The organism is Streptomyces sp. OfavH-34-F, from assembly GCF_022347745.1.
In the GTDB taxonomy this organism is placed as follows: Bacteria; Actinomycetota; Actinomycetes; order Streptomycetales; family Streptomycetaceae; genus Streptomyces.
This window is the reverse complement of the sequence record NZ_JAKRGC010000009.1, coordinates 1-15794: the sequence shown is the minus strand read 5'-3', so window position 1 is coordinate 15794 and position 15794 is coordinate 1. Positions and strand designations below refer to the sequence as shown.

Below are 15794 nucleotides of genomic sequence, written 5' to 3'. Positions count from 1 at the left end.
TCGGTCAGTCGTCGCTGTCGCCGATCTCCAGGTCGCCGCCGCTGCCGGAGACGGGGTGCAGGGTGAGCTGGATGCGGTGGGTGGTGCTGTGGGCGCGCTCCCGCTTGGCGTCGGCGCCGACCACGCCGAAGCGGAGGGAGCCGCCGCCGCTGCCGGTGCGGGTCAGCTGGACGGCGAGTTCGACGGTGACCTCACCGACCCGGAACCTGACGTCCGAGTGCTGGGCGTCCCGCTGGGCGGCGGCCAGCTGGCGCCGTAACAGCCGTACCGCGTCCGTCAGATCGAGCCCGTCGTCCGCACTGCCGCTCATGCCGCCCCCCGCTGCCGCGTGACCCAGAGTCGCAACAGGATGCCACAGGCATACCGGTAAGCGAAGGCGGCACGAGGCCCGATCAGCCTGTGTGCGCGGCGAGTTGGCGGGCCAGGTCGTGCAGCTGGTCCACGACGGCGCCGGGGCCCGGCAGGGTGAGGTCGGCGCGGGCGGCCAGTTCGGGGACCTCGGTGCCGCTGCAGATGAGCAGACCGGGTACCGGGTTCGCCTCGTCCTCCCGCAGCCGCTCGACGGCCGCGTACGCGGCGAGGTCGCCCAGGTCGTCGCCCGCGTAGACGACGGACGCGGCGCCGATCTCGTGTACGTATCCGGTGAGCGCGACGCCCTTGTCCATGCCGGGCGGGCGCAGTTCCAGGACGAGGCGGCCCGGTTCGACGATCAGCCCGTGCGCGGCGGCCAGCTCGCCGAGGGGCCCGCGCAGTGCCTCGAACGCCGCCTGCGGGTCGGCCGCGCGGCGGGTGTGGACGGCGAGGGCGTGGCCCTTGTCCTCGGTCCAGATCTCCTCCCTGAGCCCGGACCCGTCGAGTACGGCGGGGAGTCCGGCGCGCACGGCGGCGATGCCGGGGTGCGGGTCGGGGGCGCGGACCTCGCCGGTGGCCGCGTCCCACCGTTCGGCGCCGTAGTGCCCGAGGACGACGAGGTGGTCGAGGCCGGCGACCCCGGCGAAGCCGCCGTACCGCACGGCGACGTCGGCCGGACGGCCGGTGATCACGGCCACCGCACCGACCCGGGGCGCGAGCGCGGCCAGGGCCTCGACGGCGCCGGGGTGGGCCCGCGCCTGCTCCGGGTCCGGCACGATGTCCGCCAGCGTGCCGTCGAAGTCGAGCGCGACGAGGGCCTTCTCGGGCCGCGCGAGAACGGCCTCCAGGCCACGGAGTCCGGCGGGGGTCGTGGGGCGGTACGGATGGCTACCCATGCGTCCGAGCGTAGCGGGGCGCGCCGGCTCAGCGGCGGTTGCGGCGGGCCTCGCGCACACGGCGGAGGCGGTTCACCGTGACCGGGTCCTCCTCCAGGGCCCGCCGGTCGTCCAGCAGCGCGTTGAGCAGCTGGTAGTAGCGCGTGGGCGACAGCCCTAGCCGCTCCCGGATCGCCCGCTCCTTCGCCCCCGGGCCCGCCCACGACTGCCGCTCCACCGCCAGGACCGCGCGGTCGCGGTCGGACAGCGGGGCGGGCTCGTCGGGGTCGGTGGGGCCGTTCGGGGGCTGGGCGGTCATATCAGCCAATATATGGCGCGGCCTGACCCGCCTACTCCGCCGCCTCCGCCGCCGTCGCGTCGCGGGCGATCCGCCCGAGCACCGCCTCCGGGCTGGCCCCCGGCTCCACGGCCGTGCCGATGTTCTCCTTGATGGACTCGCTCGCCTTCGCCCAGGACGTCTTGCCGAAGGGGTAGAACTCGGCCTGCGAGAGCGCGGCGAGGAACGGGCGCAGCGCCTTGTACTGCGGGTCGTCCTCCATCGCGGCGGACGCGCTGTCGGTGACCGGCAGCATGTCGTACATGTCGGCGAACTGGATGATGTTCTTGTCGGTGAAGAGGAAGTCGAAGAACTCGCCTATCTCCTTCCGGTGGTCGTTCTGCTTGAAGCCCATGATCCAGTCGGCGACGCCCATCGGCCGGTTGCTGGGGCCGTCGAGGCCGGGCAGCGGAACCATGCCGACCTCGACGCCCCGCTGCCCGGCCTCCTCCATCAGCGTGGGGTGGCCGTTGAGCATGCCGACCTGGCCCTTGGTGAACGCCTCGAAGGCGGCCGCGCGGTTGAGCTTGCCGGGGGCGACCGGGCCGACGAGGCGCTTGTCGACGAGGTGGGACTTCAGCCAGGTGAACGTCGTGATGTTCTCCTGGGAGTCGATGTCGTACGAGCCGGCGTCATCGGTGTAGCCGCCGTCCCCGCTGAGCATCCACATCAGCGTCTCGGCCTGGGACTCCTCGGGCCCGAGGGGCAGCGCGAGGGGGTACTTCACACCGGCCTGCTCCAGCGCGGCCGCGTCGGCGGCGATGTCGTTCCAGGTGCGGGGCGCGTCGAGGCCGGCCTGGCTGAAGATCTTCTTGTTGTAGAAGAGCAGCCGGGTGCTGGCGACGAAGGGCAGCCCGTACTGGATGCGGTTGACCCGTCCGGCGTCGGTGAGCTTCGGCAGGAAGTTGGCCTGGGTGGGGATGCTGAGCATCTCGTTGGCGGAGTAGAGCTTCCCGGCCTTGGCGTAGTCCGCGTAGGCGCCAATCTGGGCGATGTCGGGGGCCTTGCCGTCCTTGACCATCTTGGCGACCTCGCGGTCGATGTCGGTCCAGGGCAGCACGGTCACCTCGACCTTGATGCCGGGGTGGGACGCCTCGAAGCCGCGCGCGATGCCGTCCCAGTACGTGTCGGACTTGTTGGCGTCACTCGTGCCGTAGTCGGCCGCGACCAGCTTCAGCGTGACGTCCCCGGAGCCGCCGCCGCCTCCGCAGCCGGACAGTGTCGCCGTCATGCCCAGTGCGGCGACCGCCGCCGTCAGTCCCAAGTAACGCCGCTGCACAGCTGAGTCCGTTCTCGTCGTCCTGCTTCGTCCACCGCTCCCAGGTCCACTGGGGACACTTCGGGTGAGCTGCGATCTTTCCCGCCGATGACGCAGAGGTCTACACCACGGAGGTATCGCTTCCACAACGTCGCAGCATTGCACGGGCCGTGCGGCGCCTGCTAAGTAGGTCTCGCCGTACGGGCCTTATTGGTCCAGACCTTTAACCGACGGCGCGTCAACTTCCCACCGTCCTCAGCCTCGCCCGGTCCAGCCGCAAGGAGTCGTTCCGCATGTCGCGTACCGCATCTGAAATCGCCACCCAGCCCGGCTGCTGGCGGCGCGCCGCCGAGGCGGGCGCGCGGTTCGGCGGACTGCCGAGGCCCGGCGAGCGCGTCGCGGTCACCGGCTGCGGCACCTCGTGGTTCATGGCCATCGCCTACGCGGCCCTGCGGGAGGCGGCCGGACAGGGCGAGACGGACGCGTACGCCTCGTCGGAGTTCCCGGTGGACCGCCCCTACGACCGGGTGGTCGCGATCACCCGCTCGGGTACGACGAGCGAGGTGCTGGCGCTCCTGGCCGGGCTGCGCGGGCGCACGGCCACGGTCGCGCTGACCGGCGACCCGGGGACGCCGGTCATGGAGGCGGCCGACACGGTGGCCGTGCTGGACTGGGCGGACGAGGAGTCCGTGGTGCAGACCCGGTTCGCCACCACCGCGCTCGCCTTCCTGCGGGCGGGCCTGGAGGCGGCCGGTCCCCTTCCGGCGGGCGTGAAGACGGTCGCCGAGGCGGCGGTGGACGCGGAGCTGGCGGTGACCGAGCCGCTGGACGAGGCGGTGCTCGCGGCCGAGCAGTGGACGTTCCTGGGGCGCGGCTGGACCTACGGGCTGGCCCAGGAGGCCGGGCTGAAGATGCGCGAGGCGGCGGGCGCCTGGACCGAGGCGTACCCGGCGATGGAGTACCGCCACGGCCCCATCGCGATCACCGGGCCGAACCGGGTCGCCTGGGTCTTCGGCGCGCTGCCGGAGGGGCTGGCCGGCGAGGTGGCGGCGGTCGGCGGCACGCTCGTCGCGCACCGCACGGCGGACCCGATGGCCGACCTGATCCGGGCGCAGCGGCTCGCGGTGGCGCTGGCCGAGGCGAAGGGGTACGACCCGGACCACCCCCGCAACCTCTCGCGCAGCGTGATCCTGCCGGGGTGAGCGCGCTTCCGCGGGGCGCGCGTGATCACACCCGGCGGCGGGCATGCTTCCGGACGGGCCCGGCGCACCCGGCCCGCCCGGGGGCCTTCTCGACAAACCGGGCCGTTCCCCGTAACCGGTACCGGGGATTTTGTATGGATGCGCAACAAACAGCGATAGTGGACTAGACCTTTTGGGGTCGCTCGGGCGAAACTGTTCCACGTGAAACACGTCATCGCCCTCGATGTGGGCGGCACCGGAATGAAGGCCGCACTGGTCGGGGCCGATGGTGCCCTGCTCTACGAGACACGCCGCGCGACCGGCAGAGAGCGCGGTCCCGACGCCGTCGTGGAGTCGATCCTCGGCTTCGCCGCCGACCTGCGCGCGTATGGCGAGGAGCACTTCGGCGAGAGCGCCCTCGCGGCCGGCGTCGCCGTGCCCGGCATCGTGGACGCCGCGCAGGGCATCGCCGTCTACGCCGCCAACCTGGGCTGGCGCGACGTACCCATGCGCCGGCTGCTGGGCGAACGGCTCGGCGGGGTGCCCGTGGCCCTCGGCCACGACGTCCGCACCGGAGGGCTCGCCGAGGGCCGCATCGGGGCCGGCCGGGGCGCCGACCGCTTCCTGTTCATCCCGCTCGGTACCGGCATCGCCGGGGCCATCGGCATCGCCGGGGCCATCGAGGAGGGTGCCCACGGCTACGCGGGCGAGATCGGGCACATCGTGATCCGGCCGGACGGGCCGGACTGCGGCTGCGGCCAGCGCGGCTGCCTGGAGACCCTGGCGTCCGCCTCCGCCGTCAGCCGCGCCTGGGCCGCCGCCTCCGGCGACCCGAAGGCGGACGCGGCCGACTGCGCCAAGGCCGTGGAGTCGGGCGACCCGAAGGCCGTCGAGGTCTGGCGCGAGGCCGTCGAGGCGCTCGCCGCCGGGCTCGTCACCGCGCTCACCCTGCTGGACCCGCGCACGCTCATCATCGGTGGCGGGCTCGCCGAGGCCGGGGAAACCTTGTTCACACCACTCCGTGCGGCCGTCGAGGAACGCGTCACGTTCCAGAAGCTGCCCCACATCGTCCCGGCGGCCCTCGGGGACACCGCCGGATGCCTGGGCGCAGGGCTGCTCGCCTGGGATCTTCTCTCGACGGAGGTATCCGCCTGATGGCCGGACGCGCAGACAGCACCGTTCTCGCAGGGGCTCGGGTGGTGCTGCCCACCGGCACCGTCGAGAACGGCCGGGTGGTCGTCGAAGGCACCCGCATCTCCGGCGATCCGGCCGCTGCGGACACTCCCGTCCTGGATCTCTCCGGGCACTGGATCGTCCCCGGCTTCGTGGACATGCACAACCACGGCGGCGGCGGCGCCTCCTTCACCTCCGGCACCGTCGACGAGGTCCTGACCGGCGTCCGCACCCACCGGGAGCACGGCACCACCACCCTCGTCGCCTCCACGGTCACCGGCGAGATGGACTTCCTCGCCGAGCGCGCCGGCATCCTCTCCGAACTGGTCGAGCAGGGCGACCTCGCCGGCATCCACTTCGAGGGCCCCTTCATCTCGCCCTGTCGCAAGGGCGCCCACAGCGAGAACCTGCTGCGCCACCCGGACCCGGCCGAGGTCCGCAAGCTCATGGACGCCGCGCGCGGCACCGCCAAGATGTTCACCCTGGCCACCGAACTGCCCGGCGGCATCGACTCCGTGCGGCTGCTCGCCGAGCACGACGTCATCGCGGCCATCGGCCACACCGACGCCACGTACGAGCAGACCGTCGAGGCGATCGACGCCGGGGCCACCGTCGCCACCCACCTCTTCAACGCGATGCCGACCCTCGGCCACCGCTCCCCCGGCCCGATCGCCGCCCTCCTGGAGGACGAGCGGGTCACCGTGGAGCTGATCAACGACGGCACGCATCTGCACCCGGCCGCGCTCGAACTGGCCTACCACCACGCGGGCGCCGACCGCGTCGCCCTGATCACCGACGCCATGGACGCGGCCGGTTTCGGCGACGGCCGCTACCAGCTGGGCCCGCTCGCCGTGAACGTCGAGAACGGCGTCGCCCGGCTCGTCGAGGGCAACTCCATCGCCGGCTCCACGCTCACCCTGGACACCGCTTTCCACCGCGCCGTCACCATCGACCGCATCCCGGTCGGGGACGTGGTCCGCTCCATCTCCGCCAACCCCGCCCGGCTCCTCGGCATCGACGACAAGGTCGGTTCGCTGGAGCCCGGCAAGGACGCCGACCTGGTCGTCCTGGACGAGGAGTTCCGGCTCAAGGGCGTCATGCGCAAGGGCGAATGGATCGTCCGCCCCTGACCCCCGGCCCCCCGCCGAGCGCCCGGCGGCGCGCGTTCCGCGACCGGTCGCACACGTAACGAAGAGACGGCGGTTGGCCCGGAGGACTGGGCCGACCGCCGCCTCTTTGGCATGATCCTTTGGGAAACCAGCACGGAAAGCGCGTTCCGGCGAGGAACCGGCGCTGAGCACGGATCGAAGGGGCGGCCGCGGTGATCCTCACGGTCACGCTGAACACGGCACTCGACCTGACCTACGCCGTCCCCGCCCTCGTACCGCACACCGCCCACCGGGTCACCCACACCTCCGAGCGCCCCGGCGGCAAGGGCCTCAACGTCGCCCGCGTCCTCACCGCCCTCGGCCACGACACCGTCGTCACCGGCTTCGCCGGCGGCCCCACCGGGACCGTCCTGCGCGACCGGCTCGCCGCGCTCCCCCGGACCGCGGGCACCCTCACCGACGCGCTCGTCCCCGTCTCCGGCGACACCCGCCGCACCCTCGCGGTCGTGGACGCCGCCACCGGCGACACCACCCAGTTCAACGAGCCCGGCCCCCAGGTCACCGCCGACGAGTGGGCCGCCCTGCTCGCCACGTACACCGGACTGCTGGACACCGCCGACGCCGTCGCGCTCTGCGGCAGCCTCCCGCCCGGCATCCACGTCGGCGCCTACGGCGAACTCGTCCGGCTCGCCCGCGCCGCCGGCGTCCCCGTCCTCCTGGACACCAGCGGCGAACCGCTGCGCCGGGGCATCGCCGCCCGGCCCGACCTGATCAAGCCCAACGCGGACGAGCTGGCCCAGCTCACCGGCTCCCGCGAACCTCTGCGCGCCACCCGCGACGCCCGCCGCCGGGGCGCCCACGGCGTCGTCGCCTCCCTCGGCCCCGACGGCATGCTCGCGGTCACCCCGGACGGCGTCTGGCGGGCCTCGCCGCCCGCCGCCGTCAAGGGCAACCCGACCGGAGCGGGCGACTCCGCGGTCGCCGGACTGCTCTCCGGCCTGGTGGAGTCCCTGAGCTGGCCGGAGCGGCTGCGCCGGGCGGTGGCACTGTCGACGGCGACCGTGCTCGCCCCCACCGCGGGCGACTTCGACCGCACGGCGTACGAGGAGCTGCTGCCGCGCGTCACCATCGAGGAACCCGGACCGGGAGCGGTCTGAGCACCGCACCCCGAACACAGAGGTCAGCCATGCCGCTCGTCAGCACCGGTGAACTCGTCTCCGCCGCCCAGGCGCGGGGACGCGGGATCGCCGCCTTCAACGTCATCACGCTGGAACACGCGGAGGCCATCGCCACCGGCGCCGAACGCGCCGGAACGGCCGCCATCCTCCAGATCTCCGAGAACGCCGTGAAGTTCCACGGCGGCCGGCTCACCGCCATAGCCGCCGCCACCGCCGCCGTCGCCCGCGCCTCCAGCGCCCCCCTCGGCCTCCACCTCGACCACGTCGAGTCCGTGGACCTGCTCCACCGGGCCCACGACGCGGGCTTCGGCTCGGTGATGTTCGACGCCTCCAAGCTCGGCTACGAGGCGAACGTGCGGGCCACCGCCGAGGCCGTCGCGTGGGGCCGCGCCCGGGGCATCTGGATCGAGGCCGAACTCGGCAAGGTCGGCGGCAAGGCGGGCGACGCCCCCCTCGACGCCCACGCCCCCGGCGTCCGCACCGACCCGGACGAGGCCGCCGCGTACGTCGCCGCGACCGGCGTGGACGCCCTCGCCGTCGCGGTCGGCTCCTCGCACGCCATGACCGAGCGCACCGCCGCCCTCGACCACGAGCTGATCGGCCGGCTCCGCGACGCCGTACCCGTCCCGCTCGTCCTGCACGGCTCCAGCGGCGTCCCGGACGACGAGATCCGGCGGGCCGTCGCCGCCTCCGGCATGGTCAAGGTCAACGTCGGCACCGCCCTGAACACCGCGTTCACCGGAGCCGTCCGCGCCCACCTCGCCGGGCACCCCACCGGCGTGGACCCCCGCGCGTACCTGGCCCCGGCCCGCGAGGCCATGGCCGCCACGGTCACCGGCTTCCTCGCCCTGATGGGCTGAGCAACAGCCCGTACACGCACTCCGGCCTCCTCGCCCGCGGGCGAGGAGGCCGGAAGGTGACGCGCGGGTCAGCGGGTCTGGTGACCGGACTTCAGCGACAGCTGGTCCAGGTTGGCGTCGCACTGATCGCCCTCGTTGCACGAGATCATCAGCGTGTTCGAGCCCTCGACGAGATTGACGTAGGCGTACGTCGTCGTCCAGCCCTTCTCCAGATCGCCCTCGGGGGCGTGCGCGTAGTTCTTCATGTTGATGCCGCGCGGGGCCTCGGAGTTGACCGTCAGGGACGTCTTGGCGTCCTTGCCGGGCACGCCGTACGTCACGAACAGCGTGTACTCACCGGCCTGCGGCACCTCCACCGTCCAGGTCGCCGAGCGGCCCACCTCGTTGAGGTTGACGTACTGCCCGTTCGTGCCCTTGGCGCCCTTCACCGAGTTGTCGAGCCGGGCCGTGCCGCCCAGCTTCAGCGCGGCGGCGTCCTGCTTCGGCAGCTCGACCGGGGCGGACGCGCTCTGCGACGGCGTCGGCGACGGGGACTCCTCGACCTCCGAGCCCGGCCCCTGCGAGGACGTGGCCTCGTCCTTCTTCTTGTCCTTGTCGTCGCCGGTCAGCAGCGCCGCGCCGATGCCCACCAGCACCACGGCGACCACCGCGACGGCCGCGATCAGCAGGCCCTTGGTGTTCGGCCCGCCCTTGCCGGAACCGCCCGCGCCACCGTGCCCGCCCGGCTGCGGCACCTGCGTGGTGGCCGCGCCGCCGGGATACGTCTCCGGGGCGGCGTACTGCGGGTTCGGCCGGTTGTACGCGCCCTGCGGCGGAGGCGGATAGCCGTACCCCTGCTGAGGCGGCTGCGGCTGCCCGTACTGGCGCTCGCCGACGGTGCGCACCTGGTTGTACGAGGTCCTCGGCACACCCGGCTGAGCGGCGGGGCCGGGGTAGCCGTAGCCGCCCTGTCCCGGCGGCTGCGCACCGGCCGCCTGCCCGTCCGCGTAGAGGTAGCCGAACGGATCGTCGTCCTCGGGCGTGCTCGCGCCGTTGTTCCCGGCCATCCCTGGGTCACTCCTCACCATGTCGCCAGCCGTCGCCGAATATCGCCAGCCGTCGCCGACCGGGCGAGCCTACCTCGAATGGACGATGTCAAGAATTGGGGCGGATCGCGCCGGAATCCCCGCGGAGCAGCGCGGGGAAACGTCAGCCGGCCCTGCGGTGAACCTTCGCCCTCGACCGCTTCTCGACGTACATCCGCTGGTCGGCGGAGCGCAGCACCTCTTCGGCGGTCATCCCGCACTCCGCCCACCCGATCCCGAAGCTCGCCCCGACGCGCACCGCGCGCCCGTCCACCCGGATCGGCGGAATGATGGCGTTCCGCAGGCGAACGGCCAGGTCAGCGGCGTCCGCCGCGCCGAGCCCGTCCGCGAGGACGACGAATTCGTCACCCCCGAGCCGGGCGACGGTGTCCCCGTCCCGGACGCAGGTGCTGAGCCGGCGGGCCACCTCGATGAGCACCGCGTCGCCCGTGTGGTGCCCGAAGCGGTCGTTGATCGACTTGAAGCCGTCCAGGTCGCAGAAGAGGACCGCCAGCCCTTTCGCCCCGTCGTCGCGGGCCGTGTCCGGCGCCACCGCGTGCACATGGTGGTCGAAGGGGTGCGCCCCGGGGCCGGAGGGCGGGTAGGGCCCCCGTCCGTCGTCCACGTCCCCGTAGGCCGCGTCCAGCGCCTCCACGTCGGTGGTGGCCGCCGCGTCGGGGCGGGCGCACAGCCGGGAGCCGAGCCGGGCCCGCAGTTCCGCGCTGTTGGGGAGGCCGGTGAGCGCGTCGTGCGAGGCGCGGTGGGCGAGGTTCAGCTCGTGGCGCTTGCGCTCCTCTATGTCCTCGACGTGCGTCAGCAGGAACCGGGGCCCGTCCGTGGTGTCCGCGACGACGGAGTTGCGCAGCGACACCCACAGGTAGGTGCCGTCCCGGCGGCCCAGGCGCAGCTCGGCGCGGCCGCCCTCGGCGGAGGTACGGAGCAGGGTGCCGATGTCCTCGGGGTGGACGAGGTCGGCGAAGGAGTAGCGGCGCAGCACCGAGGCCGGGCGGCCCAGCAGCCGGCACAGCGCGTCGTTCGTCCGCAGCAGCCGCCCCTGCTGGTCCCCGCCCAGCTCGGCGATGGCCATGCCGCTGGGGGCGTACTCGAAGGCCTGGCGGAAGGATTCCTCGCTGGCCCGGAGCGCCTGCTGCTCGCGCTCCAGCCGGACCAGGGCCCGCTGCATGTTGGCGCGGAGCCGGGCGTTGCTGATGGCTATGGCGGACTGCGAGGCGTACATCTGGAGGGCCTCGCGCCCCCAGGCGCCCGGCCGGCGCCCGTTGCGGGGCCGGTCGACGGATATGACGCCCAGCAGGTCCGAGCCCGCGCCGGAGGTGTACATCGGGGCGTACAGGCGGTCCTGCGGGTGCCACTCGTCCTCGAAGCGGGGTTCGGGGCCCTCGGTGTGCCACTGCGGTACGTCGTCGTCGAGGAGGACCCAGCCCTCGGTGTGGGGTATGAACCGCAGCCCGTCCCACGCCTCGCCCATGAGGAGCCGGCGCTCCCAGGAGGCGCGGGAGCCGACCCGGCCGGTGATCAGGGCCTCGGCGGCGTGGTTGCCGGCGAGGGAGGCGACGACGAGGTCCCCGTCGTGGCGGACGAGGTTGACGCAGGCAAGCTCGTAGCCGAGATGGGCGACGATCCCGTCGGCCACGGTCTGCAGGGTGTCGGCCAGACTCCGTGCCGTGTTGAGATCGGCGACGGCCTGGTGCAGCTGCCGCATCGTCGCGAGGCGGACGTAGGGCTCCGACTCGGCCTCCATTGCTCGCACTCCCCGAGACCTCGACAGCACTCCAGAATTCATATCGACGTACATGACGTACTTACTGCAGTGTCACGGCAACTGAATCACAGCGAGCTGTGCACCCGGTACACAGGGTCAACAAATATTGCACTCTGTGACTCAAGTCACAAACGAGCGGGGAGTGATCGCCGCAGGTCAGCGGCTCGGAGGGCGGAGCCGGTCCTAGGACTCGGCTGGTCCCCTGGCCCGATGCGGGGGTGCGGGGCGCGCGACTAGCGTTCCCGGTGTGTTGCAGACGAAGCCCCCCACCCCGCGTACCGAGCCCGTCCCCCATGCTGAGGGGGTGAGCAACGAAGAGTTCCGGGCCGCGCTGTCCCGGCTGGCGGCCGGCGTGGTGCTGGTCACCGCCCAGGAGCCGCCGCTCGACGAGGACGGACGCGGCGAGGACGTCGGCATGACCGCGACCGCCTTCACGTCGGTCTCGCTGGACCCGCCGCTGGTGCTGGTGAGCCTGCGCAACGACTCCCGGATGGACGACCTGCTGGCGGAGCAGCCGCTGTGGGCGGTCTCCGTGCTGGCGGAGAGCCAGCGGCACATCGCGGGCCGGTTCGCGATGAAGGGCCGGATCAGCGACCGGCTGCTCTTCGAGGACATCCCGTACGTGCGCGGCGAGGTCACCGGCGCCCCGCTGGCGGGCGGCGCGCTGGCGACGCTGGAGTGCCGCACGGAGCAGCGTGTGCTCGCGGGCGACCACACGCTGGTGATCGGCCGGGTGCTGAGCGCGTCCGTCCCGAGCGGGGAGGGCGGCCCGCTGACGTACTTCCGGGGGCGCTACCGGCAGCTCGGCTGAGGCCGGGGGGCGCGTGGGTGCGGGAGGGGCGGCCCGGGGGGGCGCCCGGGAGGGGGCGGCGCTACCAGTCGCGGCCGGAGCGGCCCCGCTTGGTCTCCCCGCGCTGCTTCTTCTCCCGCAGTCGGCGTTCGTTGATGCCGCGGGGGATCTTCCGCTTCACGCGCGGCCGGGGCGGCGGCGCGGTCGCCTCGGCCAGCAGGGACGCCAGCCGCACGGCGGCCGTCTCGCGGTTGCGCCACTGGGAGCGGTGCTCGGAGGCCCGGACCGCGATCACGCCGTCCGTCAGCCGCCCGGCCAGCCGCTCCAGCGCCCGCTCCTTCCACACCTGGGGCAGCGCCTCGGTGGCCGCGAGGTCGAACCGCAGCTCCACCTGGGAGTCACTGGTGTTGACGTGCTGGCCGCCGGGGCCGGAGGACCGGGAGAAACGCCACATCAGCTCGGCCTCCGGCAGGGAGACCGAACCGCGGATGACATAGGGCCCGGACATGACACCCATGTTCCCCGCCCCGCCGGGGGTTCGTCACCTCCTTTTGCGTCACCCGGTCGGCCGTTCGGCAAAGAAAGTAAAGGCGCGCGGAACCTCCTGGTCCCCTGTCGGCGTTATGAACGATGACGGTAGCTTCGTGACCGCGAAGCCCGCACCCGACAGATGAAAGGGACTTCCCATGGCAGTAAGCCTGTCCAAGGGCGGCAACGTCTCCCTCACCAAGGAGGCCCCCGGCCTCACCGCCGTCACGGTCGGCCTCGGCTGGGACGTCCGTACCACCACCGGTACCGACTTCGACCTCGACGCCTCGGCGATCGCGGTCAACACCGCCGGCAAGGTCTACTCCGACGCCCACTTCGTCTTCTTCAACAACAAGGCGACGCCGGACCAGACCATCGTGCACACCGGTGACAACCTCACGGGCGCGGGCGAGGGCGACGACGAGCAGATCAACGTCAACCTCGCGGGCCTCCCGGCCGACGTGGACAAGATCGTCTTCCCGGTCTCGATCTACGACGCCGAGACCCGCAGCCAGAACTTCGGCCAGGTGCGCAACGCCTACATCCGCATCCTCAACCAGGCCGGCGGCGCCGAGATCGCCCGCTACGACCTGAGCGAGGACGCCGCCACCGAGACCGCCATGGTCTTCGGCGAGCTGTACCGCAACGGCGCCGACTGGAAGTTCCGGGCCGTCGGCCAGGGCTACGCCTCCGGCCTGCGCGGCATCGCCCAGGACTTCGGCGTCAACCTCTGACCCACGGCGTCAGCCTCTGCCCCACGGCGCCGGTCCTCGGACCACGGGCAGTACGGGAGCCGGTCAGCCGTCCGCGGCGGGCCGGCTCCCGCCGTACAGCCAGGCCTTCCACAGCCCCGACAGATCCTGACCGGTGGCCTCCTCCACGTACGCGGTGAAGTCCGCCGTGGACGCGTTGCCGTGCCGGTACTTCCGCGTCCAGCCCCGCAGCAGCGCGAAGAACTCCTCGTCGTCGTCCACGGCTTCGCGGATCTTGTGAATCACCATCGCCCCGCGTCCGTACACCGGATCGTCCGAGATGTGCGCGGCGGACGGCGGATCGGCCGGGGGGAACGCCCAGTTGTCCTCGTCCTCGTAGGCGTCCTGGAAGGACTCCTCGGCCGGGGTGTCCTCCTTCTCCTCCTCCCACAGCCACTCCGCGTACGTCGCCAGCCCCTCGTTCAGCCACATGTCGCGCCAGCTCTCCGGCGTGACCGAGTCGCCGAACCACTGGTGCGCCATCTCGTGGACGAGCAGCCCGGCGCTCGGCGCACCGGGGAAGAACGGCCGGGTCTGCGTCTCCAGCGCGTACCCGGCGTCGTCCTCGCGCTCCACGATCGCGCCCGTCGCCGAGAACGGATACGGACCGAAGTGCTCCGCCTCCCAGGCGACGATCTCCGGCACCCGGGCGACGGTCCGCGCGCTCTCCTCCGCCACCTCCGGGTCCACCGCCGTGAACACGGTGACGCCGGACGGCAGGGTGGACGTCTTCGTCTCGAACCGGCCGATCGCCAGCGTCGCCAGATAGCTCGCCATCGGCTCGGCGGTGTGCCAGCGGAAGGTGGTCCGGCCCTTCTTCGTCGCCGGCGGCCCGGCGGGCACGCCGTTGGAGACCGCCGTCAGCCCTTCCGGAACGGTGACCGTCAGGTCGTACGCGGCTTTGTCGCTCGGGTGGTGGTTGCCCGGGAACCAGGCCGCCGAACCGGCCGGTTCCCCGAGGGCCACCGCCCCGTCGTCGGTCGGCAGCCAGCCCTCCTCGGACCCGTCCGGGTCGGTGACGGTCTTCGGTGAGCCGGAGTAGCGCACGACCGCGCGGAAGGTCTCGCCCCGGCGCAACCGGCCCTCGACGTCCGCGTCCGTACGGAGCGTCAGCTCGTTGCCCGCCCGGTTCACGGCGGCCGGACGCCCCTCCACGGTCGCCGAGTCCACCGTCAGCCCGGCCAGGTCCAGATTGAACGAGCTGAGGTCCTGCGTGGCCCGGGCGGTGATCTCCACGCTGCCGCGCAGCGTCTGCCCGGCCGGGTCCACGTCCAGGGTGATGGCGTAGTGCGAGACGTCGTAGCCGCCGTTGCCCAGCTTCGGGAAGTACGGATCGCGCACCCCGGCCGCGCCCGGCCTGCCCTCCACCCCGCCCGAACAGGCGGGCGCGAGGAGCGCGAGGGCGAGCAGCGGGAGGGCGGCGCGGGCCGCCCTGCGACGTACCGGGGTTCGGTGATCCACACGGATGATCCTATGTGCGGAATGTCATCATCCGGGTCGTCGGAGGGCGGCCCCTCGCGGAGGGCTCAGAGCACCGCGATGCCCAGCGGGCGTTCGCCCGCCGCCAGCCGGACCGGGGGCGCCGTGCCGTCCAGATCGACGAGCGTGATCCCGTTCCAGTACCCGTCGCGGGTGAACCCGCCCGTGACGTACGCGGTGCGGCCGTCCCGCGACACGGCGACGTCCTCGTGCGGGCCGTCCAGGGGCGCGACGCGCTCGGAGCCGTCGGGCGCACGGATCGTCAGGGACGCCTCCGCGTCGCCGGAGGTGATCGGGCCGGTGCCGACGACGAGCAGGGTGCCGTCCGGCGTCATCGTCGCCCCGTGCTGGTGGGTGTCGGCCGTCATCCGCTCCACGGCCACCTTCCCGGTGCGCGGGTCGAGGACCGCGAGCCGCTCCCCCTCGAAGGGCAGCAGCAGCTTCCCGTCCGAGGGCCGGACCACCGCGTAGTGCGGCTTCAGCCAGGAGCCGAGTCCGCCCTCGGTGCCGTACGGGGCGACCTCCATCCGCTCGGTGCGCAGCGTGTCCGTGCGGACGGACGTCACGTCGAACGAGTCGTGGCCGGTGGCGTACACCTCCCCGCCGTCGCGCGACACGTCCACGTCGAAGGGTCGGCGCCCCACCGGAACCGTGTCGGTCACCTTCCGGGTCGCGGTGTCGATGACCTCCAGGACCCCGTCGCCGCCGGGCACATTGACGCCGACGTACACCCGGCGGCCGTCGGGGGACAGCGCAATGCCCATCCCGCCGCCCCGGTACTCGCCGGTGGTCGCGGGACCGGTGCGCGTCTCGTACGGGACGCGGGCCAGCCGGGTCCGCTTCTCCGTGTCCACGACCGCGACGCCCTCGGCGGTGGCCACCCACGCCCGGCCGTCCTCCCCGACCACCAGCCCGTACGGGGCGGTGCCGACCTCGACCCGGTCGAACGCGCCGCGCTCCGGATCGACGAAGGTGACGGTGTCGCCCCCGAAGTCCGCGACGAGCAGCGTGCCCCCGGGGGTCGCGCCGGACTCCGGCGCGACGGAGGGAGCGGGCGCCCGGGAAGCGGGGGCCGGTGA

At 73.0% G+C, this 15794-nt stretch carries 16 protein-coding genes; 7 read left to right on the top strand and 9 right to left on the bottom strand.

What is annotated here, in order from left to right; all coding sequences use genetic code 11:
- Positions 1–4 precede the first annotated feature (4 nt).
- The 4 genes from MHW47_RS03560 to MHW47_RS03545 all read right to left on the bottom strand — a co-directional run bounded on the left by MHW47_RS03560 (position 5) and on the right by MHW47_RS03545 (position 2794).
- The gene (locus MHW47_RS03560; RefSeq protein WP_239221119.1) at positions 5–310 is read right to left on the bottom strand and encodes a trypco2 family protein; all 306 of its coding nucleotides are present in this window, start codon (positions 308–310) and stop codon (positions 5–7) included.
- 82 nt (positions 311–392) lie between these two features.
- Positions 393–1247 carry a trehalose-phosphatase gene (gene otsB / locus MHW47_RS03555; protein ID WP_239221118.1) on the bottom strand — a complete coding sequence of 285 codons (855 nt, stop codon included), beginning with the start codon at positions 1245–1247 and terminating at the stop codon, positions 393–395.
- Between the two features lie 28 nt (positions 1248–1275).
- A complete protein-coding gene (locus MHW47_RS03550; protein ID WP_239221117.1) occupies positions 1276–1545 on the bottom strand; it encodes a DUF3263 domain-containing protein in 270 nt (89 codons plus the stop codon).
- Between the two features lie 31 nt (positions 1546–1576).
- Positions 1577–2794 carry an ABC transporter substrate-binding protein gene (locus MHW47_RS03545; RefSeq protein ID WP_239221116.1) on the bottom strand — a complete coding sequence of 406 codons (1218 nt, stop codon included), beginning with the start codon at positions 2792–2794 and terminating at the stop codon, positions 1577–1579.
- Between the two features lie 320 nt (positions 2795–3114).
- Between MHW47_RS03545 and MHW47_RS03540 the strand changes: the two genes are divergently transcribed.
- The 5 genes from MHW47_RS03540 (at position 3115) to MHW47_RS03520 (ending at position 8322) form a co-directional block, all read left to right on the top strand.
- Positions 3115–4023, top strand: a complete 909-nt coding sequence (locus tag MHW47_RS03540; RefSeq protein WP_239221115.1) for an SIS domain-containing protein — start codon at positions 3115–3117, stop codon at positions 4021–4023.
- A gap of 201 nt (positions 4024–4224) precedes the next feature.
- A complete protein-coding gene (locus MHW47_RS03535; RefSeq protein WP_308381343.1) occupies positions 4225–5157 on the top strand; it encodes an ROK family protein in 933 nt (310 codons plus the stop codon).
- Positions 5157–6305 (top strand): N-acetylglucosamine-6-phosphate deacetylase, encoded by a 1149-nt coding sequence (gene nagA, locus MHW47_RS03530; protein ID WP_239221114.1) that lies wholly within the window; start codon positions 5157–5159, stop codon positions 6303–6305. The genes MHW47_RS03535 and nagA overlap by 1 nt, the downstream gene beginning before the upstream one ends.
- Before the next feature lie 191 nt (positions 6306–6496).
- Positions 6497–7441 carry a 1-phosphofructokinase family hexose kinase gene (locus tag MHW47_RS03525; protein ID WP_239221113.1) on the top strand — a complete coding sequence of 315 codons (945 nt, stop codon included), beginning with the start codon at positions 6497–6499 and terminating at the stop codon, positions 7439–7441.
- 29 nt (positions 7442–7470) lie between these two features.
- Positions 7471–8322 (top strand): class II fructose-bisphosphate aldolase, encoded by an 852-nt coding sequence (locus MHW47_RS03520; protein WP_239221112.1) that lies wholly within the window; start codon positions 7471–7473, stop codon positions 8320–8322.
- A gap of 68 nt (positions 8323–8390) precedes the next feature.
- Here the strand turns inward: MHW47_RS03520 and MHW47_RS03515 are convergent, their stop codons facing one another.
- Complete coding sequence (locus tag MHW47_RS03515) at positions 8391–9368, bottom strand: carbohydrate-binding protein (protein ID WP_239221111.1); 978 nt, start codon at positions 9366–9368, stop codon at positions 8391–8393.
- Between the two features lie 142 nt (positions 9369–9510).
- A complete protein-coding gene (gene cdgB, locus MHW47_RS03510) occupies positions 9511–11145 on the bottom strand; it encodes a diguanylate cyclase CdgB (RefSeq protein ID WP_239221110.1) in 1635 nt (544 codons plus the stop codon).
- A 268-nt stretch (positions 11146–11413) separates the two neighbouring features.
- On the opposite strand from cdgB, the gene MHW47_RS03505 reads away from it, so the two are divergent.
- Complete coding sequence (locus MHW47_RS03505) at positions 11414–11977, top strand: flavin reductase family protein (RefSeq protein ID WP_239221109.1); 564 nt, start codon at positions 11414–11416, stop codon at positions 11975–11977.
- A gap of 61 nt (positions 11978–12038) precedes the next feature.
- On the opposite strand, the gene arfB is transcribed toward MHW47_RS03505, so the two are convergent.
- Positions 12039–12473 carry an alternative ribosome rescue aminoacyl-tRNA hydrolase ArfB gene (gene arfB / locus MHW47_RS03500; protein WP_239221108.1) on the bottom strand — a complete coding sequence of 145 codons (435 nt, stop codon included), beginning with the start codon at positions 12471–12473 and terminating at the stop codon, positions 12039–12041.
- A gap of 169 nt (positions 12474–12642) precedes the next feature.
- On the opposite strand from arfB, the gene MHW47_RS03495 reads away from it, so the two are divergent.
- Positions 12643–13218, top strand: coding sequence for a TerD family protein (locus MHW47_RS03495; RefSeq protein WP_239221107.1), 576 nt, complete (start codon positions 12643–12645; stop codon positions 13216–13218).
- Positions 13219–13281: 63 nt separating this feature from the next.
- Here MHW47_RS03495 and MHW47_RS03490 read toward each other — a convergent pair whose 3' ends face one another.
- Both MHW47_RS03490 and MHW47_RS03485 read right to left on the bottom strand, forming a co-directional pair.
- Complete coding sequence (locus MHW47_RS03490; protein ID WP_239221106.1) at positions 13282–14697, bottom strand: M1 family metallopeptidase; 1416 nt, start codon at positions 14695–14697, stop codon at positions 13282–13284.
- 65 nt (positions 14698–14762) lie between these two features.
- A partial coding sequence (locus MHW47_RS03485; protein WP_239221105.1) for a YncE family protein occupies positions 14763–15794 on the bottom strand: 1032 nt, incomplete at its 5' end.